Source organism: Spirulina sp. 06S082 (genome assembly GCF_034932145.1).
Taxonomy (GTDB): Bacteria; Cyanobacteriota; Cyanobacteriia; order Cyanobacteriales; family Spirulinaceae; genus CCY15215.
Genome location: NZ_JAYGHV010000295.1, coordinates 1 through 19,867, shown reverse-complemented (window position 1 = coordinate 19,867; position 19,867 = coordinate 1). Strand labels below are relative to the sequence as shown.

Here is a 19,867-nt window from a genome sequence, read left to right as displayed (position 1 = left end):
TCTCGAAACGCCCTTTTTAGAATGGGAATGGCTGAATAATCTCGAAACCTCTGGTAGTGTAGCAGCAAAAACAGGATGGCAACCTTGTCATTTAACCGTATGGCGCGATCGCCAACTGGTTGCAGCAGCCCCTTTATATCTTAAAGGTCACAGTTACGGCGAGTTTGTTTTCGACCATCAATGGGGGGACCTCGCGCATCGTTTGGGGGTTTCTTACTATCCAAAACTGTTGGGAATGACCCCTTTTACTCCTGCTGTCGGTTATCGTTTTTTAATGGCAGAGGGAGAAGATGAGGATACTTTAACAGAAATAATGGTCGCGGCGATCGACCATTTTTGCGATCGCAATCAACTCTCGGGATGCAATTTTCTCTTTGTCGATCCCGAATGGCGTAAAGTGATGGAATCTCATGGGTTTAGTAGTTGGTTGCATCATAGTTATATTTGGGGAAATCTGGACTTTCAAACCTTTGATGACTATTTAAAGGTTTTTAATGCTAACCAACGACGCAATATCAAACGAGAACGAAAATCTGTGACCAAAGCTAAGTTAAGAATGGAAGTTTATACCGGAGAAGAAATTCCCCATTTTCTTTATCCTATGATTTATCAATTTTACAGCAGTACCTGTAGTAAATTTTATTGGGGTAGTCAATATTTAACGCGCAAATTTTTTGAGCAATTGTATCCCAATTATAGCGATCGCGTTGTTCTCTTTGCGGCTTATTCTGACGAACAAGATACCCGAAAACCCGTTGGGATGTCTTTTTGTCTGCGAAAAGATAAGAACCTTTACGGACGTTATTGGGGCAGTTTAGAAGAGTTTGATTGTCTTCATTTTGAAGCCTGTTATTATAAACCCATTGAATGGGCAATTTCTCAAGGTATTCAAATGTTCGATCCAGGGGCAGGAGGAAGACATAAGCGCCGCCGAGGATTTCTGGCAACACCTAACCATAGTTTACATCGTTTTTATGACCCTCGCATGAGAAAAATTCTCTGTTCTTATATTGATGAAATCAACGATATGGAACAGCAGGAAATTGAGGCAATTAATCAAGATTTACCCTTCAATAAACAAGAAATTAACTTTGATTTCTGTAATGATTAAATCTTGAATCGCACAATTTTAGTAAAATTCTACCCGATAAATAGATTCATTAGTATCGAGGGAAAACCAAAAATTGAGCATTCCTCTACCAGTATCAACATACATTTTTCCCACGGTAGAATCGCGGTAAAATCTGGGGGAATAGTCCAACTCTTCTAGAAATTGGGAAACAACTTGGGCATTGCGACCAAGGAAACGCTTTAGTTCTGATGAACTCGGCGGCCATTGTGCAAAAGGTTCAAAAGCAGACCCTTCCTCGGAATCATATAAAAATGTTCCATTACACAAATTTCCATCTTTTTTAATGCAAGATTGAACGGGTTCTGTTAATATTATCTCACCATTTTCAAGGATCGTCAATTGAGAGTCATCAATCTGATAAAGCGCGATCGCGCTTCTGCCATAATATTCATGCTCATTTTCACCGGGAAGCGCCGCTACTCTGATGAATTTATTGGGGTCTTGACGATTGATGCTATAGTAATCTAAGCCATTGCGATCGCCTCCTCTTCCCCCTTGACAAACATAGATGTAAAAACTCTCTGTAACATAGCGAATTAAGGTTTCTCCACTGCCTCCATTCTCCGGGCAATATCGAGGGGGTTGGCGCAGAAAACTCTCAAGATTTTGACTGTTAACGGGAGAAGAAGGAAGGAGTACCAGTGTAAAACTGATCCCCCACCATGCAGCTAAATTCAATAGTTTGAATGTATATCTTTGCTTCATTGGCTTATCTTGCTTTCTGATTTTATTTTGTCTATAATACTAAAACTAGAATGCCGAACGCAAGCAATTTTTTAAATTTATCATTAAATCAATATGCTAACAAATATTCGCATTTTAATCGAGGCGTGTAAACAACTAAAAATCGATTACGATATCCTTCACCCTACAGAAAACTTAGTTCGAGTTAAATTACAACAAAACTATTACTTTGTCAACTATACAGTTCCCCTCATCAGTCAGGCGATCGCCAAAATTCTCATCGACAAAGAATATACCTATAGACTCCTTAAAGATTGTGTCAACAATCCTAAAACCCTGGCATTTTTAACTCCTTTTTGCGACGAAAAATATCAGCAATATTTGCATTTCGACACAGTTGGAAAAATTATAGGAGAAATCCAAACTCATTTTTCCTTCCCTGTCATTATTAAACGAAATCGCGGAACATCGGGAAATAATGTTTTTTTATGTCAAAATGAACGAGAAGCGAATAATTCCCTAAAAACAATTTTTGATACTCATAGTAAAAATAGCGATTATGTGGCCTTAGCGCAAGAATATATTAACATCGAACAAGAATATCGAGCCGTATTTTTAGACCGAGAACTCATTTTACTTTATAATAAAGACAATAAAAATGCAAAATTCACAGGAAATTTAAGCCCCTTACATTGGGAAGGGGCAAAAGCAAGACATATTACCGATCGCCAGATCGTCACCGAAATCCAAAATTTTGTTAATCCCGTCTTTCAAAATCTCGACATCAGTTATGGTGGATTTGATATTGCCCGCGATCGCCACAATCAATTGTGGTTAATTGAAATTAATTCTCATCCCAATTATAATATTTTTGTCCGAGACAACAGCGAAGAAATTATCATCCAACTATTCAGAAAAATTCTCGCAAAACTACAAGCTAACTGACTAATAACGAGTGACTGGTGACTGATAACGGCAAAGGTTCGGTTCTCCTGCTATGGTAGAAACAGTAAAAGCGTTAATATTAAACTAACAGGAGGGATGTCGTCACCTTCAAACGCGAGTTTTTGTAAGAGGGTAGAGAGGAATGGTTGGACTAGATTGGTCGTTACCCACTTTAAGTCAAGTGGTAGAAAAAAGTGAGGAAAGTTGGGAAAAAGATGAGCAAAATTCCCAACCCGATACCCTATATTCCATTAACACCCTGTTAAAAGCAGAGAGTCAATGGTACAGCGCGATCGCCTCACTAGAACAATTATTGCTGAAATTAATCCCCTCTGAGAGTGCAACTTTGAAGGAAACTTGTCAAGGATTATTACTGTCAGGATCGACCCCGGTTTTATGTAAACCCGAAATATTTTCTCACTTGAAAGTGGGAGTTTTTGCCCCAAAACGCCAACCGCAATTTTCCCTACCTGCCGCTTTTTGTCAATCTCAACAGACAAAACTACCAACATTTCCAGAATACCCTCTCCTTGCTACCGATCCTCTTGCTAACGAAAGATTTTGCCTTGCTTTAACCCCTCAATTTGGGTTAGTTTTAGTTTTGGGAAAAGGAGTAAATGGAAAAGTACAGTTTCGCTTTTCCTTCGATCCTGATGTTGTAAAATTAGCTTGGCAAACCCTGCGATCGCGCCTTATGATTCTCTGTAGCGATCGCCTTGCTTCCCTAGATAAAATTGCCGATCGCGTTGTCCCTTCTCCAACTCCAGATTATCGCCTTGTAACGGCCTTTAGTCGCCGTTTGTTGACAAATTTACCCGATAATTCTCCCCTGATTTCCGTACAAACTACCGCTAATATTTCCTGTGATAAAAAGGAAGATAAAGAAAAAATAATAGAATCCGATCTCATTTCTGAAGTCGAATTACTGCAAGCACTAACTCACGAAATACGCACTCCTTTGACAACCATTCGGATGCTAACTCGGTTACTATTGAAAAAGCAAGAAAATCTTGCTCCTAAAGCGATCGAACGTTTGGAAATTATCGATCGCGAATGTACGGAACAAATCGATCGCATGGAACTTATTTTTCGGGCTGCGGAGTTAGAAAGCAAACCGATAAAATCAGAAAATGTGCAGTTAATTCCCATTTCTCTCAAACAAATTATTCAACACAATATTCCTCGCTGGAAAAAACAAGCACAAGGAAGAAATATAACCCTTGATATCTTGCTTCCCGAACAATTACCGACTGTTTTCAGCAACCCAGAAATGTTGAGTCGCGTCCTTTCGGGACTCATGGAAAGTTTTACCCGCAGTTTACCAACTGGAGGACAATTGCAAGTTCAAGTTGCGACAGCAGGACATCAATTAAAAGTACAACTGGTTTCAGAAAATGTTTCTTTAACCCACTCTTTAAAGTCCATGGGACAATTATTAATGTTCCAACCCGAAACAGGAAATTTAAGTTTAAATCTTGATGTCACCAAAAATCTTTTTCAGATATTGGGAGGAAAACTAACAATTCGTCAACGTCCCCAACAAGGAGAAGTTTTAACTATTTTTCTGCCTCTTGGAGTGCATCATTCTCCTTTCAAAAAGCCCGATTTACAAAAGCAGAAAACTAAACTTTAATCTAGTTTAAAATCAAGGCAGAGGAAAACCTTGTGCCAGCAGTGCCGTCCCAAAAGCGGCTTCTAAGCATTGAGACGCAGCCATAGGGACGCGAAGATGGCGGTGTCGAATGGTTTCCCATTGAGGATTTTTCGCGCCGCCTCCCGCCGTATAAACCCGTTTGAGCGCTGTTGCACCCAAATCTTGTAATCGTTGATAGCCCATCCCTTCGATCCGTGCTATACCCTCCAGCAAACCGTGTAAGAAAGCAACAGGATTTTCTGGACGAGGTTCCAATTGAGGTGCAAGATGGGAGTCAGAAATCGGAAAACGCTCCCCCACTGTCAATAACGGATAATATTGCAAAGGACTCTCGCGATCGCCTTCAATTTGGGAACTAAGCCTCTGTAACTCCTCATCCCCGAAAAAGTGCCGTAAAACCGCACCTCCCGTATTAGAAGCCCCACCCGCAAGCCATAAATCCCCCAAACGATGGCTATAAATCCCCGATCGCGCTTCTTCTACTCGCGTTGCACTCAACAGTTTTAACACCAAAGTTGAACCGAGGGAAGTCACCCCTTCTCCCGGTTGAGTCGCACCACTAGCCAGAAAAGCGGCGATACTATCCGTCGTCCCCGCACAAATAACACAGTCTCGCGGAAAGTCAAAGCGATCGCACAGATGCGGCTGCATTTCCCCCACAGGAGTCCCAGGGGCAACAATACGAGGATACAATCGTTGCAAAGATAACTGGGTCAACCAGTCGGGATAACAGAGGCGCTCCACATCATAGCCCAATTTCAGCCCATTGTGATAGTCACTAATCCCTAACTGTCCGTGCAGTTGAAACCCCAACCAGTCTGCTTGATGGAGAAAATAAGCCGCGCGATCGCAAAATCCGTATTTTTCCCACCATAATAATTTCGCCAAACTCGAAGTTGCACTGCGGACAACACTATCGGGGGGAGAAATGGCGCAAATTTCCTCCTCCACCTCTCCCCCTCGGGCATCATTGTAAAGTAGGGGTTCCGCGATCGCCTCCCCGCGATCGTCGCATAATAGCACTGTCGAGGAAGTCCCATCAATGGCGATCGCCCTCATTTCCCTACGCATTGCTTGAGGAATTTGAGCCAATAATGCAAACAAGGCTTCACGCCACATTGTAGTTGTATGGGAACAAATCGTAAAATCCACTCGTCCCTCCCAGCAGGGGATTTTATCCTCATCAATGGCGATCGCCCTGGCTCCCGATGTCCCAAAATCTAGCCCCAAATAAAACGGCATCTTTTTTCTCTCCTCATCGCTTTATATTTTACGTCTTTTCTTAAAACAAATAAAGGGTTTAAGCGACGAAAGCAACCGATTGCGATATGATCGATCCACCGTCTTTAGAATCCTAATGTCGCCAATTTCTCATGGACATTCAAGCACACCAATTTGTCAAATTCTTTGATTCCGAACGATCTGCAAAACTTTGTCAATTAGCAACGGTTGAAACTTTTCCAGATGATGCCATTATTTTTGAGGAAGGAGAAATACCCGATTTTCTCTACTTGGTCCTCGAAGGAGAAATTTTATTCAGAAAACAAATTACGGGAAATAATTTTCAAATTGTCGCGCAAGCTGTCCCCAATGATTTTTTCGGCGAATTTGGAATTTTGGACGGACAGCCTCGCAGCGCGCAGGCGATCGTTCGCGGCCGTGCTGTCTTGGCTAAAATTCCTCGCAATATCGTGATCGAGATTCTCAATAATACCAATGGTGAAGTTGTTCTTAAACTCTTTCACTATGTTATTCAGCGTTTGCGAACCACTACAGAACAATATGTCAAACAGCTTGCTTATAAAGAAAAAATGGTTTTGGTCGGAGAAATGGTGAATACCATTATTCACGATCTTAAGAGTCCTTTGAGTGGCATTCAATTATCTAGTGGTATGGTTCGAGAAATGTACCCAGATGATGAAGAAACTGTAGAATGGTGTAATTTAATTCAGGCACAAGCAACCCGCATGGCTGCTATGGCCGAAGAATTATTAGAATTTGCTCGGGGAAGTGCAGTTTTGCGTAAACGTCCTATTAAAATTCTAGAAACATTAAAGCATTTTGAAAAACTCAATCGGATTTATTTTCAGGATGAAAGAGTTGATTTTTCGATTACTTGTCCTGAAGATTTGATTGTTGAGTTTGATGATATGAAACTGATGCGGGTGATTCAAAATATTGCTATTAATTCCGTGCAGGCTTTTGATAGTAATGGAGGCAATGTCGATCTATTAGTCAGAAAGTTTTCCGATCGCATTCGCATTGAAATTCGTGATAATGGTCCTGGCATTCCTGAAAGTATTCGCGAGAATTTCTTTGAAGCCTTTGTGACCTATGGAAAACAAGGAGGAACTGGACTCGGTACCGCGATCGCGAAATCAATTATCGATGCACATCACGGTCAAATTTATTTTGAAACCAGTCACGAAACAGGAACGACTTTCTTTGTTGAATTACCTTTTTCTGCCACATCAGACTAAGATTATCTGCAATCTGGGGGAGCAGGTCAACTTTGTAAGAACAAAAAAACTAAGGAAGGATTACAGATTATTGTATTGTTAGGATAAGCACATTGTTTCCATTTGTGAGATTCTGGAGATAATGAGTCAATTTTGTATTTATGCGTTATCCGAGATGGTTTCCTTACCCTCGCTGTTTTGTTCGGATGATTATTGGGATTAATTCGATCGCAATGTCGGGGATTGTGGTTGGAATTTTTGTCTTGGTGTTTGGTGGTATGGCTGGGTTGATAACAGTTATTACTAGGGGTTTAGGTGTTGTGATGGTTATCCCTTTGGTGGGAGTGGCGATCGCGGGGCCGATTTGGCTTCATGCTCATGTTCGTCAGTTGGTGGCGGCGATCTGCAACTTGTTTCGTCAAAAGCCTCTCTCATGGTCGTGGAATCCTCCTAAGCAGTTCTGGCATGAGTCTTGGGTTGATTGGGTCACTACTATTGGCAGTTGTTTGTTTGTTATTTTGGGTTATAAGTTGCTGAGAGGACTGGTCTTAGATGATTTTGCTGGGAATATTCCTTTGCGTGATGCTGAGGACGATTTTTTGGTGTGGGTATGGGTCTTTTTGATGCTTTATATTCATCAGGTTCGTTATCTGGTTCTCCAATATTGGGAGGAGAAGCGGAAACGGAAGAATAAGCGGGCTAATCGGTCTCAGTTACCTCGTGCCAAGCGTCCAGTTAAAGCGATTGATGATTCTGACCAAGAACTCAATCAAGTGCGCTGGCAGCAACGTCAGCGAGTATCGCCTCCTCCACCGCCAAAAGACCCGATCGATGAAGAACTCGAATGGTTAAAGCGCGAGATGGAGGATAAGGGGTAATCCCGTTTATTGTTGGTTTGAGCGATCGCGCAATGCGATCGCTTTTTTTGGGCTATTCTGAGTTATTGTAAATACTTATTTGTAATCAATATTTTTAATCAATTGCAACCACTCGAAACCCCATTTTACACTCATACAATTCTGGCAGATTCGCGCGATCTTGGGAATAGTCATCGCGATCGCCTCGGATCGCCTTTTGAGGTTCAGGCGATCGCCGTGCAGAAATAGCCAAACCGCACCCCAGTTTCCCTTGATGCCAACGCGGTAAACCTTTACTATTGGCTAAAAGACAGTTACAACAGACCTGTTGGGGAGAAAGCATTTGTTCGTCTGTAAGAATTACTAACATGATTCCCCTCCAAAAGCGTTCGCGAATACTACCTATCCTTATTCTAATTTAATTTTTTGCCCAGACAGTGGAAATAGCTACATACCTTAACCAAATCTTCCAGTACGAGAGCGCGATCGCCCCTTGTCAATGCGGTATGATGAAAAACTTGCACCCATAGAACCCATAGATTAATTCTTATGAGCAAAACTAACTCGGATTTTCTCCTGCAAACCGATCCCGAAATTGCCAGTATTATCAATCTCGAACTGCAACGGCAGCGCGATCGCCTCGAACTCATCGCCAGCGAAAACTTTACCTCTCCTGCGGTCATGGCCGCCCAAGGATCGGTTCTAACTAATAAGTATGCCGAAGGATTGCCCAAAAAGCGCTATTACGGCGGTTGTGAATTCATCGATCGCGCCGAACAACTGGCGATCGATCGCGCTAAACAGCTTTTTGGGGCAGCTAGTGCCAATGTTCAACCCCATTCTGGCGCACAAGCTAACTTTGCCGTCTTTCTTGCCCTCCTCGAACCTGGGGATAAAATTTTGGGGATGGACTTATCCCACGGCGGACACCTCACTCATGGCTCTCCTGTGAATGTTTCTGGGAAATGGTTTCAAGTCGCACAATATGGAGTCGATCGCGAAACCGAATCTCTCAACTACGACCAAATTCGCGAAGTTGCCCGCAAAGAACGCCCCAAACTGATTATTTGCGGCTATTCTGCCTATTCTCGTATCATTGACTTTGCCAAATTCCGGGAAATTGCCGATGAAGTTGATGCGTACTTAATGGCAGATATCGCCCATATTGCCGGATTAGTAGCAACGGGACATCATCCCAATCCTATCCCCCATTGCCATGTCGTCACCACCACCACCCACAAAACCCTCAGAGGTCCCAGGGGAGGACTCATTCTCACCCAAGATAAAAATTTAGGGAAAAAATTCAATAAAGCCGTTTTCCCCGGTACTCAAGGCGGTCCGTTAGAACACGTTATTGCCGCTAAAGCCGTTGCCTTTGGAGAAGCCCTGAAACCGGAATTTAAAACCTATTGCGCCCAAATCATCAAAAATGCCCAAACCCTCGCTTCTCGCCTCGTAGAACGCGGTTTTAAGATTGTTTCCGGGGGAACGGATAACCATGTTTTTCTCCTCGATTTGCGGTCCATTGGTATAACGGGCAAAACGGCAGATCGCCTTCTCGAAGAAGTGAACGTGACGGCTAACAAAAATACCGTTCCCTTCGATCCGGAATCCCCCTTCGTCACCAGTGGCGTGCGCTTGGGTTCCCCCGCCATGACCACCCGAGGCATGAAAGAGGCGGAATTTATAGAAATCGCGGATATCATTGCCGATCGCCTTCTCAACCCAGAAGACGAAAGCATCGCCGAAGATTGTCGCCATCGGGTTGCAGCCTTATGCGATCGCTTCCCCCTTTATCCCCATCTGAAAATTCCCGCCCCGGCGATCGTCTGAGAAATGAGTCAAAAATAACGAGTCAGGAGAAAGATAAAAAACAGATCTTTCTCCCTCATTGAGAAATTTAATTTTTTGGGCAAGCGTAGAAAATTCTGCATAAATTCTGCACAAATGCTGTTAGTCACCTCTAGCAATGAGTTGACGGCGCAGGCGATCGAGGGCGTGACATACACTTAAGTGACGAATTGTGTCGCGATCGCGTTCGGGTCCGAAGCGATACTCAAAAATCTCCACCTCGCCATCGGGACCAGCCAAACCAATATAAACCAAACCGACGGGCTTATGGGAAGAACCCCCATCGGGTCCAGCAATACCAGTAACACTTAAACTCCAATCAGAAACCAATTGTTTTTTCACCCCCGCCGCCATTTGTTTAGCCGCAGGTTCACTAACAGCACCGACCTGGGAGAGTAATTCTCGACTCACTCCCAAGAGTTCTGTTTTAACGCGATTGGCATAGGAAATAATCCCCCCTGCAAAGTATTCAGAACTGCCTGGTATTGCAGTTAGCATTGCCCCCAATCCTCCACCCGTGCAGGATTCAGCCACAGCTAGAGTTTCCTGGCGATCGCCCAATAACTGCCCAACCACCGAGGCCAAAGTGTCGCGATCGGCCCCAAAATAATCATCCCCCGCAATAGTGCAAATTTCTCTGGCGATCGGGTCGATAAGAAGATTTGCTTCTGATTCCGACGCAGCTTTAGCAGACACCCGCAAGCGTACCTCACCATTCCCCGCATAAGGTGCAACCGTAGGATTAACACTATCAAATAAGTGAGTTACCTTGGTTGCTAAGGCAGATTCGCCAATCCCCCAAAATCGCAAGAGACGACTGTAAATAATTTCCTTTCCCCAGCCTTGGCTTTTTAAATAGGGAATAGCCGTCTCCTCCCACATTCGGTACATTTCCGATGGCACCCCAGGAAAAGTTAAAATCGTAACCCCTTCCCGAGGTTGCCAAATAATACCCGGTGCCGTTCCCGTCGGATTGGGTAAAACCGCCGCACCCATGGGCAATAAGGCTTGTTTGCGGTTATTGTCAGTCATTTGCCTGCGCCGTCGGGCAAACTTATCCGTGATATCCTGTAAAACCTCCGGTCGTTCCTCCAGGGGAGTCTCAAAAAAAGCGGCGATGGTTTCCACGGTGAGATCGTCGGGAGTCGGTCCGAGTCCTCCCGTAAAAATAAGCAGAGAAGAACGGGCGATCGCGACCTCAATAACACTTTTAATTCGCTCCGGATTATCTCCAACCACACTTTGATAGTAGTGAGGAATGCCTAATTTTGCGAATTCCTGCCCCAAATATCGGGCATTGCTGTTGAGAATATCGCCGAGTAGCAATTCTGTTCCCACGCAAATGATTTCAGCACTCATACGCTTTTTCCCTTTCCAATTTGTAGCTTCTTAATTTGCGAATTGAGATTATCGAGTCGCTTTGGTTTTACGCCAAACTTGCCAACCAACATAAGCAAGTAACATGGTTGCCCCCATCGCATAGGCAGCACCACTGGGAAGACCCGAGAAGGCTAACGCTAAACTACCTACCCACAAGGTCAAAGCATAAATAAACAATACAGTTAATCGTTGAGAAATCCCCGCATCGAGTAAGCGGTGGTGCAGGTGGCTTTTGTCTGCTAAAAAGGGTGATTTACCATTACTCAAGCGGGAGATAATCACGGCGGACATATCTAGAATCGGAACTGCAAGAATTAAATAGGGCAGGAGAACAGCAGTAACGGCGGTGCTTTTCACTAAACCAATCGTTCCCACCCCCGCTAGGGTAAATCCCATAAAATAAGCGCCTCCATCCCCCATAAAAATCTGGGCAGGGTTAAAGTTATAGCGCAAAAATCCGAGGGCTCCTCCGGCTAAGGCGGCGGCAATTAAGGCCGCCGCAGATTGATCCATAAAGAGGGTGACGATGAACATGACAACGGCGGCAATGCCCGATACTCCTGCTGCTAACCCATCTAAACCATCAATCCAATTGATGGCATTTGCCATACCTGTCAACCAGATAACTGTAATGGGCAAACTTAAAACACCCAGGTGGATTAAACCATTAAAAGGAACGGAAAGAAACTCGATGCGAACCCCAATAAACCAGACGGAGGAAGAAACAGCAATTTGCATTAACAGCCGCCAAAGGGGGCTGAGATTAAACAAATCGTCTGCTAAACCAATTAAAAAAAAGCCGATCCCGCCAAGGAGAACCCCCCAAAGACTTCCTTGTTCGTGTAGGGGTAAATTATTAAATCCTCCCAAAAAATGGACAATGACTAAAGCGGAAATTGTACCGATGAAAATGGATACCCCCCCCAGACGAACCATCGGTTGTTCGTGAACTTTACGTTCGTTGGGGCGATCGACGTGGCCGCTTTTGAGGCCGATCGTTTTGACGACCGGGGTACTCCAGAGGACGACGATCGCGGAAATGAGAAAGGCAATGAGATGATACAGATGAAGAGGCATCTGGCAGGTAAAAAGCCTAGTGGGATCCGTCAAAGTCTACACTAATTTTCTGCTTCTAGCCAAGAATTTTCGCAATACTCTCTCTAAAGGGTAATTTCGCCGGTAGGGGTTTGGTCTCCAAACCCTCTTTTTTGCCTAGAGCAACTCGGGTTAATTACTTTAATTGAACCGAAGGTGTATCGGGATTGCTGAGATCGATATAATCAATTTGACTGGTGGGAACGCGATCGGGAAGTTGTCGCATCTTAGCTAAAACCAACAATTGTTGGCGAAAATGAAACGAAGAATAGCCCCCAAAATGAACATTACCCAATTCTGTTTTCAAAATAAGATTATTCGGGGATTGTAAATTAATTTCAAATACCTTGATTCCCGCACGACTCACCTCACGATAAATCTCCGGCCAATAAGGTTGAAATTGTTCCGTTAAGCCAATCACAATTAATTCGGGAAGTTCGAGAGTATTTTCGAGATCTGCATAACTATTTTTAGGAATCCAAAACCCTTGTGCATCCACAATGCCAACTTCAGGATTATTAGAAGTCGGGGAAGAAAAAGCAGGTAAAGCGATCGCCACAGGATTGCGTTCGGTCACTTCAATCGTTAGACTGGGAGGTAATAACTTGCGAATCACCGTTGCTTTGGCGATCGGTGCCTTAGCTTCAATTTCGCGGCTGAGTTTTTCCGGCTCGATCTCAAGAATCGATTGAGGATAAGATAAGGGTAACAGCGAACGAATTGCGGTAATAGAAAGAAGTTTATTCCCCTTAATTTTGACCCTTTCCGGTGCATCAATCGTCCAATCCGGTAAAGACACCCCCCAAACTATCATCGCCGTCAAACCCACGATCGAGAGCGATCGCCACATCCCTTGCCAAAATTTTATCTGCCGACGGCGCTTGAGTTGCTGCCGACGATGTTTGAGATCTGTTGAGGAAACAGAAGCCATATCTGTCATCTCTGAAAACTTCCCGCTTGAATCGCGATCTAAGGTTATCTGGATTTAAGAAAGAAAGGAAAACAAAAGAAATTCAGACATCATTTTCTTTCTCCCTATTTCTTCTTCCCAGCATCATAGCCCAACTGCATAAAGATTGGCCAATTGTCCGAGAGGGGAGTCGGGACGGTTTACCGATCGCAAAGAATGCGTCATAAATAAACTGATAGGCTCTACATTGCCGTGCATCGAGAACAAATCATCAGGATATGACATTGCATCTACTACCGTTTTTTAAAGCGTGCAATCCCAGCAAAACCATCGATCTAGCTAATGCCTTAGAGCGTCCCTACTACATTGATTTTTCCTCAGTCCGAGGAGGCAAAGTCGTCGAAACCTTAGAGCGAACCATTGTTCGCCTTTCCCCCGACGAACCAACCTGTCAACTGTTTAGCGGACATATTGGGTGTGGCAAATCGACTGAGTTATTGCGTTTGAAGGCACGTTTAGAGGAACAAAACTACCATGTTGTTTACTTCGAGTCCAGTCGCGATCTGGACATGGCGGATGTCAGCATTAGCGATATCCTTATCGCCATTGCCAAATCCGTCAGTGATTCCCTAGAAACCACCGCCGGGATTCGACTCAAAGCCCCCTACTTTACCAACTTATTTGAAGAAGTCAAAACCTTCTTGCAAACCCCAATCGAATTAGAAGCAGGGGCAGAACTTTCCTTGGGAATTGCCCGTATTACGGCGAAAACCAAAGAAAACCCCAAACTGCGCGAACAACTCAAACAATCCCTTGAACCGCGCACTGAGAGCATTCTGCGGGCGATTAATGAAGAAGTCTTAGGGCGGGCCGATCGCGAACTTCGCGCCAGGGGTAAAAAAGGCCTCGTGGCCATCGTCGATAACCTCGATCGCATCGCCCCGCGTCAAGTTACCCCCACGCGATCGCTCCCCGAATACCTATTCATCGATCGCGGTTCCCAACTGGGACGACTCAACTGCCATCTGGTCTATACCATCCCCCTCGCCCTCATTTTTTCCAATGAGTATCAAACCCTGAAAAATCGTTTGGGGGGAGGAGTTGCCCCCATTATCCTGCCCATGATTCCTGCCTGCGATCGCGACGGACAGGATAATATCCAAGGCATGGCCTTATTGCGGCAACTCCTACTCGTCCGTGCTTTTCCGAACCTGGATCCCCCCGCGCGGCTCGAGTTAATCTCAGAGGTTTTCGATAGTCCTCAAACCCTCGATCGCCTGTGTCGGGTCAGTGGCGGTCACGTCCGCAACCTTCTCGGTTTACTTTATACCTGTTTGCGACAGCAAGATCCGCCCATTAGCCGAGATTGCGTAGAAACCGTGATTCAAAACTATCGCGAAGATATTCTCCTCGCCCTGGAAGACCACGAATGGGAATTAATCCTACAAGTGGTCAGAGAACAAAAAGTTCGTGGCGAACAGGAATATCAACTCCTGTTGCGGAGTATGTTTGTTTTCGAGTACCAAGACCCCCAAGGACGTTGGTTTGGCATTAACCCCGCTCTCGCTGAAAGTCAACGCTTTCAACAAAAGTGGCAAGGGTTTCCCGCTTGAAGACAAAACACTGAGCCTACACCCGATCGCCTTTGCTCCTAATGGCGATCGGGTGTAGGGTATAAAAGACAAGAATTAGCGGCGTTGCATACAACGCCGCTACAATTGCAAAAATCCTTCGCTAAAATGTTGAGAGGGAGGGTCAATTTCCCCATATCCTATTCCCTACATCTCAATTGAAAAAAGCCCATGACAATTGTTGCCCTCGGCAGTATCAATATGGACTTGGTGATCAAGGCTCCCCGTTTGCCAAGTGCGGGGGAAACATTAATGGGTCACGAATTTTTTTCAGCATTTGGTGGCAAAGGCGCAAATCAAGCCGTTGCTGTTGCTAAACTCGGCCATGCGGTTCATTTTGTCGGGCAGGTGGGAGGGGATGATTTCGGTCAAACCCTTCTCTTAGCGTTAAATGTTGCCGGAGTTAACACCGATGGAATGTCCGTTAACCCCAAAATGCACTCGGGAGTAGCTTCCATTGTTGTCAGCGAAACTGGAGAAAATACCATTGCTTGTGCTGCGGGAGCCAATGGTACGGTTGGGGAAAAAGAAATAGAATACTTGAAAAATTTGCTAGGACTGACAAAAGTGGTTTTGTTGGAATTGGGCATTCCCCTAGCAACGGTTATGGAAGCGGCTCGAATCGCTCAGGGGGCGGGAGTCCAGACAATTCTCGATCCGGCTCCTGTTCCCTTGGCTTTCCCCGAGGAGCTTTATTCTTTAGTTGATATTATTACCCCCAATGAGTTAGAGGCCAGTCAATTGGTGGGTTTTGAAGTCTGCGATCGCGACACGGCAAAAAAGGCCGCCGCAGTTTTGCAAGAGAAGGGCGCAAATACAGTAATTATCACCCTAGGAGACCAAGGGGCTTGGTGTACGGGGTCAGAAGAGTCTTTTTAGCAGGAAGCTATCCCCGTCGATGCGATAGATACCGTAGCCGCAGGAGATGCCTTTAATGGTGCCTTAGCGGTTGCTTTAGCGGCGGGAAAACCCCTGAGAGATGCGGTGCGTTGGGGTTCTGTTGCTGGCTCTCTTGCGGTTACTAAACTTGGCGCTCAATCTTCTTTACCCGATCGCGGTACATTTTTGCAAGCGCTGAAAAATAGTTGATACTTAGATAAGGACGTTATGCTCGTCCTCTTCTTAACCTGAACTCAGGTTTAATTACCAAAATCATCGCAATGCTGAGTATTTTTTCTACCATTGGGCATGATAGTCTGACAAAGCCTTGCACCACTTAACGTATTTTCTCTTAATCTAGCCCCTTTTAAGTTAGCATTTCTGAGATCGACACCTTGCCAGCGAGTTTCTCTCAATTCTGTGCGTCTTAAGTCTGCTTCTCTTAAGTCTGAGTTACTAAAGTTCGCAAAGCTCAATTCAGCCCCGCTTAAATTTGCCCCTCTCAGGTCGGTATCTCTCAGGTCAGCATCAATTAAATTTGCTCCTCTCAGATTGACACTGCTTAAATTTGCTCCTCTCAGGTCAGCACTATTCAAGTTAGCGTTCCTTAAGTTAGCATTGCTTAAATCGCACTCAGGGCAAGCGTTAGTTGCGAGTAACTGTGTCAGGCGATCGCCATTGAAGGCAGTAACGGGAGAGGAAAACCAAGCCATTGTCATAACGGGAATGGTCATCATCGCTAACGGTAGTTTTTTCATGGCATGAACATCTTTTGGCCTTTAAGATTAGCACACTCAAAAAATAAGGAAGGTTTAGTGACTAGACCTTCCTTATTTTTATTTAATTTTGCGATCGCCTTTAATCTAATACTTGATTCGCTAAAATTTAGCTAACACTAGATTCACGACGCTTGCGTAAGAAAGCCAAACCAATCGCGCTCAATCCCAGTAAAGCCGAGGGTTCGGGGACGGTTTCATCATCATCTTCTGGTAAAGCGAAAGTACCCGCTAAAGCAACCCCATCATTAGCACACTCGAGGAAGACGTGAGCCATGAAATCGCTGATTCCTCCGGGGAGAACTCCTTCTAAAGCAGACTTGTCTAAGGAGAAACCAAACGTATATGCCCCCGTATTGGTGAGGAAATTGTTAAATGCTAATCCTTGGTTTGCAAGGGCTGCAGCATCCAATTGGGTAATACCGGCTAACTTTGTTCCTGTTTCCATAACATTGAGAATGCGCTTATTGGTTCCAAAATAGTCTGTCACATCGGTTTTATTAGGCAAATCCGTTCCCATTGCTGCATTCTGGCTACTACCGTCATTGAGATGGCTGCCGTAGTGATTCATATCCCGGTAGCCCGAATTATCGGTGGTAATTCCTTTGAGGGAGTCCACAGAATAAAGTCCAAATTCACCACCTTGGTCGTTGGGGGCAAATCTGATCGCTAACAGGCTACCGTTATATTCATCTTTGACATCATAGACTTTTTGGCTAGAGGTGTAACTGCCGTAATCTGCGACTAAATCGGTAAAGTTTGCTTCGGGGGCAAAGTTGAAGAAAAGATCGCCCCAGCCGATTTTTCCCCCACCTGCTGAGGAATCATTATGACCATCCCACTTTGTTCCACCAGTGAAACCGACAAAAATTTGATCGTCAGTTTCCTTGATAGCCAAACCTCGAATATTGTAGTTCTCTCCTCCCGAACCATCGTTAAGGGCATCAATACCGTAGTTCCAGCCGTTGTAGAGTTGTCCGGCATTTGCAGGTGCTGCGATCGCCCCCATGAATCCTAAAGTCGCGATCGCGCTTCCAACCAAAGTTGCTTTTTTAAAGTTTTTCATTGCACTGTCCCCTTTTTTCCGTTGATGTGTATATTGCTTGAAAGAGATGTTCTAAGTTTCCAGCCCCAGAAAACAATCCCAGAACATCTCTCAGTCAGTAATCTCTTATCTTGTAAATTCAAGTTTAACATTCTAGTCTATGGGTTTTTGTCAAGATATGGCTTAGAGCGGCGGTTTTTTTGTCAAGATTGTGTAAACCTTTCTACCTGATCGATAAAGGGCTAATGATTAGCCCTTTATCTCTTAACTATTCATTTTTAACTCGGCGATCGCTTTTAACCTAATGGTTGATTAGCTAACACTGGGTTGACGACGCTTGCGTAAGAAAGCCAAACCAATCGCACTCAAACCGAGCAAAGTCGAGGGTTCGGGAACCGTTGTATCTTCTTCTGGTAAAGCGAAGTTACCCGCTAAAGCAACCCCATCATTACCGCATTCTAAGATGACGTGAGCCATAAAATCGTTAATTCCACCAGGCAGTATCTCTTGAAGCCTGGACTTATCGATCGCGATCCCGAAGATATCTGAACCAACTGCATTAAAATGAGCGAAATCCAAGCCTAACCCATCTAAATTTGTTTTGTTCAGCATGGAAACATCACCAACTTTTGTTCCCGACTGAATGGCATTCATAAACGGCGTGTTGCTGGTTGTAGGACTATTGGCAACAGCATCACTGTAGAAGTAATCGTAAACTTCTTGTTTGGTCGAGAGATCGGTACCATAGGCGTTGGTATTTTTCAAAAACCCGGAGTTATCGTACTGTTTCAAGCTCTTATAATTGTGACCGGCATGGTTGATGGTAGCAAAATTATTAAGATCGCCACCCGTAACATTTTTATACAAGCCGGCAGTTAAAGTTGTATCGTTGGGTGCGAATTTAACGGCTAAAAGGCTTTCTGTACCATTGGCTGTATCGAAGTCACCACCGGAAAAGTTTAAGAATAAGTCACCGTGGGTGAGATTAGAACTACTGTTCTCGTTGTAATTGAGTCCTGCACTTAAGGCAAAGATAATTTGGTCGCCTGTATCGATGGAGGCTAAACCCTTATAGTTGTAGTCAGCACCACCAGACCCATCATTAAAGTTATCAATGCTGTAGTTCCAGCCGTTGTAGAGTGTTCCGGCATTTGCAGGGGCGGCGATCGCCCCCATGAACCCTAAAGTAGCGATCGCGCTTCCAACCAAAGTTGCCATTTTAAAGTTTTTCATTGCCCTTGTCCTATCCTTGAGTTATTTCTTGAGTTAATTGTGTGCTAGAGATATACCCTGAAATGCAATTTAAGAATTGCCTAATAGACTTTCAAACTATAGATTAGGAAAACATAAGCCTAATTTTTCGTTGAACTTTGTGCTTCGAGAATGTCTTTGGACTGTTTCTCTGTGGCGAATATCTTGATTTGTTCCAAGTCTAACATTAGATTTTGCTGAGTTTTATCAAGATATGGTTTAGATGGGCTGTTGTTCTGTAAAGATTGTGCAAAATTTTGCGATCGAAAGGAAAAATACCTGTTTATAGAGAAAAATGCCTTGTTTTTGCTCGATCGCGCGATCGCCATGAGAATTTTTTTCCAGGGGAGAATGTATTATCGAAAAACTATCTTGGGTAGTTCTTCACATAAACTAAAATTCTTTGGGCGATCGCTTAAATTCAAGCATTAATTTTCTTGTAAAGTTCTATGCGTAGAATGACGACGCGCACCCTTCAAAAAAGCTAAACCAATCAGACTTAAACCCAGTAAAGCAGTGGGTTCTGGCGTGGTTTCTCTGTTTGGATCTACGCCTCCCTCTTCAGAGATATTGAGTTCCCCTTTGACCGCAACACCATCACCATTTTCTAAAATAACATGAGCCATTACTTCGCTAATACCACTCGGTAAAAGACCAGCAAATAAAGACTTATCGATCGCAATGCCAAAAATAGACGATCCCACCGCATCAACACCAAAATGCTCAAAATCCAATCCCAAACCGGCTAAAGTTGCTTGGTCAAGCATAGAAACATCGCCGATTTTCGTTCCTGATTGAATGCCATTCATAAAAGGTGTATTTTGATCGGTAGTTTGATCAATAGTTTTAGAGTAAAAATACTCGTAAGCTGGAGCAACGCTAATCAGATCGGTACCATAGGAATTTAATTTCCCGTAACCCGTAGAGTAGTAGTCCCTTAAACTATCCCAACGAGGGGTATGGTCGATATTGGCAAAAGCATTGATATCCCCAGCAACAACATTGCTATATAAACCTAATGCCAAATCCGTATCGTTTTTAGGGGCAAACTTAACCCCAAAAAGTTTATCTCCACCATTTGCCAAGTTAAAATTCTCACCGGAAAAGTTTAACAATAAGTCTCCGTGGGTAATACCAAGCTCACTTTCTTCGTTGTAATTAAGACCGGCGCTTAAAGCAAAGATATATTGTCCGTTCGTTTCAGTTAGGGCAAGACCTCGATAGTTATGAATTGTTCTATCGTAGCCATCTTTAAGCGCATCAATACTATAATTCCATTCCGTATCAAACCCAGTTTTTGTATGTAGGGTTCCAGCAC

Annotated in this window: 18 protein-coding genes and 1 pseudogene; 8 read left to right on the top strand and 11 right to left on the bottom strand. The window is 44.1% G+C overall.

The window, feature by feature from the left end:
* Positions 1-1,111 (top strand): GNAT family N-acetyltransferase (locus VB714_RS18605; protein ID WP_323226156.1); only part of this gene is annotated, 1,111 nt, incomplete at its 5' end.
* An 18-nt stretch (positions 1,112-1,129) separates the two neighbouring features.
* Here the strand turns inward: VB714_RS18605 and VB714_RS18600 are convergent.
* A complete protein-coding gene (locus tag VB714_RS18600) occupies positions 1,130-1,837 on the bottom strand; it encodes a hypothetical protein (RefSeq protein WP_323226155.1) in 708 nt (235 codons plus the stop codon).
* Positions 1,838-1,930: 93 nt separating this feature from the next.
* Here VB714_RS18600 and VB714_RS18595 point away from each other — a divergent pair, with 93 nt between their 5' ends.
* Together VB714_RS18595 and VB714_RS18590 are read left to right on the top strand one after the other, a co-directional pair.
* On the top strand, positions 1,931-2,761 hold the full coding sequence (locus tag VB714_RS18595) for an ATP-grasp domain-containing protein (RefSeq protein ID WP_323226154.1): 831 nt from the start codon (positions 1,931-1,933) through the stop codon (positions 2,759-2,761).
* 142 nt (positions 2,762-2,903) lie between these two features.
* A complete protein-coding gene (locus VB714_RS18590) occupies positions 2,904-4,394 on the top strand; it encodes a HAMP domain-containing sensor histidine kinase (RefSeq protein WP_323226153.1) in 1,491 nt (496 codons plus the stop codon).
* A gap of 12 nt (positions 4,395-4,406) precedes the next feature.
* On the opposite strand, the gene VB714_RS18585 is transcribed toward VB714_RS18590, so the two are convergent.
* Positions 4,407-5,657 (bottom strand): FGGY-family carbohydrate kinase, encoded by a 1,251-nt coding sequence (locus VB714_RS18585; RefSeq protein ID WP_323226152.1) that lies wholly within the window; start codon positions 5,655-5,657, stop codon positions 4,407-4,409.
* A 131-nt stretch (positions 5,658-5,788) separates the two neighbouring features.
* Here VB714_RS18585 and VB714_RS18580 point away from each other — a divergent pair, with 131 nt between their 5' ends.
* Positions 5,789-6,895 (top strand): HAMP domain-containing sensor histidine kinase, encoded by a 1,107-nt coding sequence (locus VB714_RS18580; protein ID WP_323226150.1) that lies wholly within the window; start codon positions 5,789-5,791, stop codon positions 6,893-6,895.
* Positions 6,896-7,035: 140 nt separating this feature from the next.
* Positions 7,036-7,752, top strand: a complete 717-nt coding sequence (locus VB714_RS18575) for a hypothetical protein (protein ID WP_323226149.1) — start codon at positions 7,036-7,038, stop codon at positions 7,750-7,752.
* A gap of 94 nt (positions 7,753-7,846) precedes the next feature.
* Here the strand turns inward: VB714_RS18575 and VB714_RS18570 are convergent, their stop codons facing one another.
* Complete coding sequence (locus tag VB714_RS18570) at positions 7,847-8,101, bottom strand: hypothetical protein (protein ID WP_323226148.1); 255 nt, start codon at positions 8,099-8,101, stop codon at positions 7,847-7,849.
* 179 nt (positions 8,102-8,280) lie between these two features.
* Here VB714_RS18570 and glyA point away from each other — a divergent pair, with 179 nt between their 5' ends.
* Complete coding sequence (glyA, locus tag VB714_RS18565; RefSeq protein WP_323226146.1) at positions 8,281-9,564, top strand: serine hydroxymethyltransferase; 1,284 nt, start codon at positions 8,281-8,283, stop codon at positions 9,562-9,564.
* Between the two features lie 120 nt (positions 9,565-9,684).
* Here the strand turns inward: glyA and VB714_RS18560 are convergent, their stop codons facing one another.
* The 4 genes from VB714_RS18560 to VB714_RS18545 all read right to left on the bottom strand — a co-directional run bounded on the left by VB714_RS18560 (position 9,685) and on the right by VB714_RS18545 (position 13,252).
* Positions 9,685-10,941 carry a competence/damage-inducible protein A gene (locus VB714_RS18560; RefSeq protein ID WP_323226145.1) on the bottom strand — a complete coding sequence of 419 codons (1,257 nt, stop codon included), beginning with the start codon at positions 10,939-10,941 and terminating at the stop codon, positions 9,685-9,687.
* Positions 10,942-10,989: 48 nt separating this feature from the next.
* Entirely contained in the window at positions 10,990-12,039 is a 1,050-nt protein-coding gene (locus tag VB714_RS18555) for an MraY family glycosyltransferase (RefSeq protein ID WP_323226144.1), read from the bottom strand.
* Between the two features lie 154 nt (positions 12,040-12,193).
* Complete coding sequence (locus VB714_RS18550) at positions 12,194-12,997, bottom strand: cell division protein FtsQ/DivIB (RefSeq protein ID WP_323226143.1); 804 nt, start codon at positions 12,995-12,997, stop codon at positions 12,194-12,196.
* A gap of 114 nt (positions 12,998-13,111) precedes the next feature.
* Positions 13,112-13,252, bottom strand: a complete 141-nt coding sequence (locus tag VB714_RS18545; protein WP_323226142.1) for a hypothetical protein — start codon at positions 13,250-13,252, stop codon at positions 13,112-13,114.
* On the opposite strand from VB714_RS18545, the gene VB714_RS18540 reads away from it, so the two are divergent.
* Positions 13,246-14,580, top strand: coding sequence for a P-loop NTPase fold protein (locus VB714_RS18540; RefSeq protein ID WP_323226141.1), 1,335 nt, complete (start codon positions 13,246-13,248; stop codon positions 14,578-14,580). The two genes, VB714_RS18545 and VB714_RS18540, sit on opposite strands and share 7 nt — an antisense overlap.
* 189 nt (positions 14,581-14,769) lie before the next feature.
* Positions 14,770-15,687, top strand: a pseudogene (gene rbsK / locus VB714_RS18535) (ribokinase).
* Positions 15,688-15,737: 50 nt separating this feature from the next.
* On the opposite strand, the gene VB714_RS18530 reads toward rbsK, so the two are convergent.
* The 4 genes from VB714_RS18530 to VB714_RS18515 all read right to left on the bottom strand — a co-directional run.
* Entirely contained in the window at positions 15,738-16,235 is a 498-nt protein-coding gene (locus VB714_RS18530) for a pentapeptide repeat-containing protein (protein ID WP_323226140.1), read from the bottom strand.
* A 127-nt stretch (positions 16,236-16,362) separates the two neighbouring features.
* Positions 16,363-17,319, bottom strand: a complete 957-nt coding sequence (locus VB714_RS18525) for a PEP-CTERM sorting domain-containing protein (RefSeq protein ID WP_323226139.1) — start codon at positions 17,317-17,319, stop codon at positions 16,363-16,365.
* Positions 17,320-17,610: 291 nt separating this feature from the next.
* Positions 17,611-18,531 carry a PEP-CTERM sorting domain-containing protein gene (locus tag VB714_RS18520; protein ID WP_323226138.1) on the bottom strand — a complete coding sequence of 307 codons (921 nt, stop codon included), beginning with the start codon at positions 18,529-18,531 and terminating at the stop codon, positions 17,611-17,613.
* 446 nt (positions 18,532-18,977) lie between these two features.
* On the bottom strand, positions 18,978-19,867 hold an 890-nt coding region (locus VB714_RS18515; protein ID WP_323226137.1), incomplete at its 5' end, for an XDD3 family exosortase-dependent surface protein.

Coding starts and splice junctions, on each gene's coding strand:
- VB714_RS18525 (WP_323226139.1), bottom strand. CDS start 17,319: ATGAAAAACTTTAAAAAAGCAACTTTGGTTGGAAGCGCGATCGCGACT.
- VB714_RS18595 (WP_323226154.1), top strand. CDS start 1,931: ATGCTAACAAATATTCGCATTTTAATCGAGGCGTGTAAACAACTAAAA.
- VB714_RS18580 (WP_323226150.1), top strand. CDS start 5,789: ATGGACATTCAAGCACACCAATTTGTCAAATTCTTTGATTCCGAACGA.
- glyA (WP_323226146.1), top strand. CDS start 8,281: ATGAGCAAAACTAACTCGGATTTTCTCCTGCAAACCGATCCCGAAATT.
- VB714_RS18590 (WP_323226153.1), top strand. CDS start 2,904: ATGGTTGGACTAGATTGGTCGTTACCCACTTTAAGTCAAGTGGTAGAA.
- VB714_RS18540 (WP_323226141.1), top strand. CDS start 13,246: ATGACATTGCATCTACTACCGTTTTTTAAAGCGTGCAATCCCAGCAAA.
- VB714_RS18530 (WP_323226140.1), bottom strand. CDS start 16,235: ATGAAAAAACTACCGTTAGCGATGATGACCATTCCCGTTATGACAATG.
- VB714_RS18585 (WP_323226152.1), bottom strand. CDS start 5,657: ATGCCGTTTTATTTGGGGCTAGATTTTGGGACATCGGGAGCCAGGGCG.
- VB714_RS18520 (WP_323226138.1), bottom strand. CDS start 18,531: ATGAAAAACTTTAAAATGGCAACTTTGGTTGGAAGCGCGATCGCTACT.
- VB714_RS18560 (WP_323226145.1), bottom strand. CDS start 10,941: ATGAGTGCTGAAATCATTTGCGTGGGAACAGAATTGCTACTCGGCGAT.
- VB714_RS18570 (WP_323226148.1), bottom strand. CDS start 8,101: ATGTTAGTAATTCTTACAGACGAACAAATGCTTTCTCCCCAACAGGTC.
- VB714_RS18555 (WP_323226144.1), bottom strand. CDS start 12,039: ATGCCTCTTCATCTGTATCATCTCATTGCCTTTCTCATTTCCGCGATC.
- VB714_RS18575 (WP_323226149.1), top strand. CDS start 7,036: ATGCGTTATCCGAGATGGTTTCCTTACCCTCGCTGTTTTGTTCGGATG.
- VB714_RS18545 (WP_323226142.1), bottom strand. CDS start 13,252: ATGTCATATCCTGATGATTTGTTCTCGATGCACGGCAATGTAGAGCCT.
- VB714_RS18550 (WP_323226143.1), bottom strand. CDS start 12,997: ATGACAGATATGGCTTCTGTTTCCTCAACAGATCTCAAACATCGTCGG.
- VB714_RS18600 (WP_323226155.1), bottom strand. CDS start 1,837: ATGAAGCAAAGATATACATTCAAACTATTGAATTTAGCTGCATGGTGG.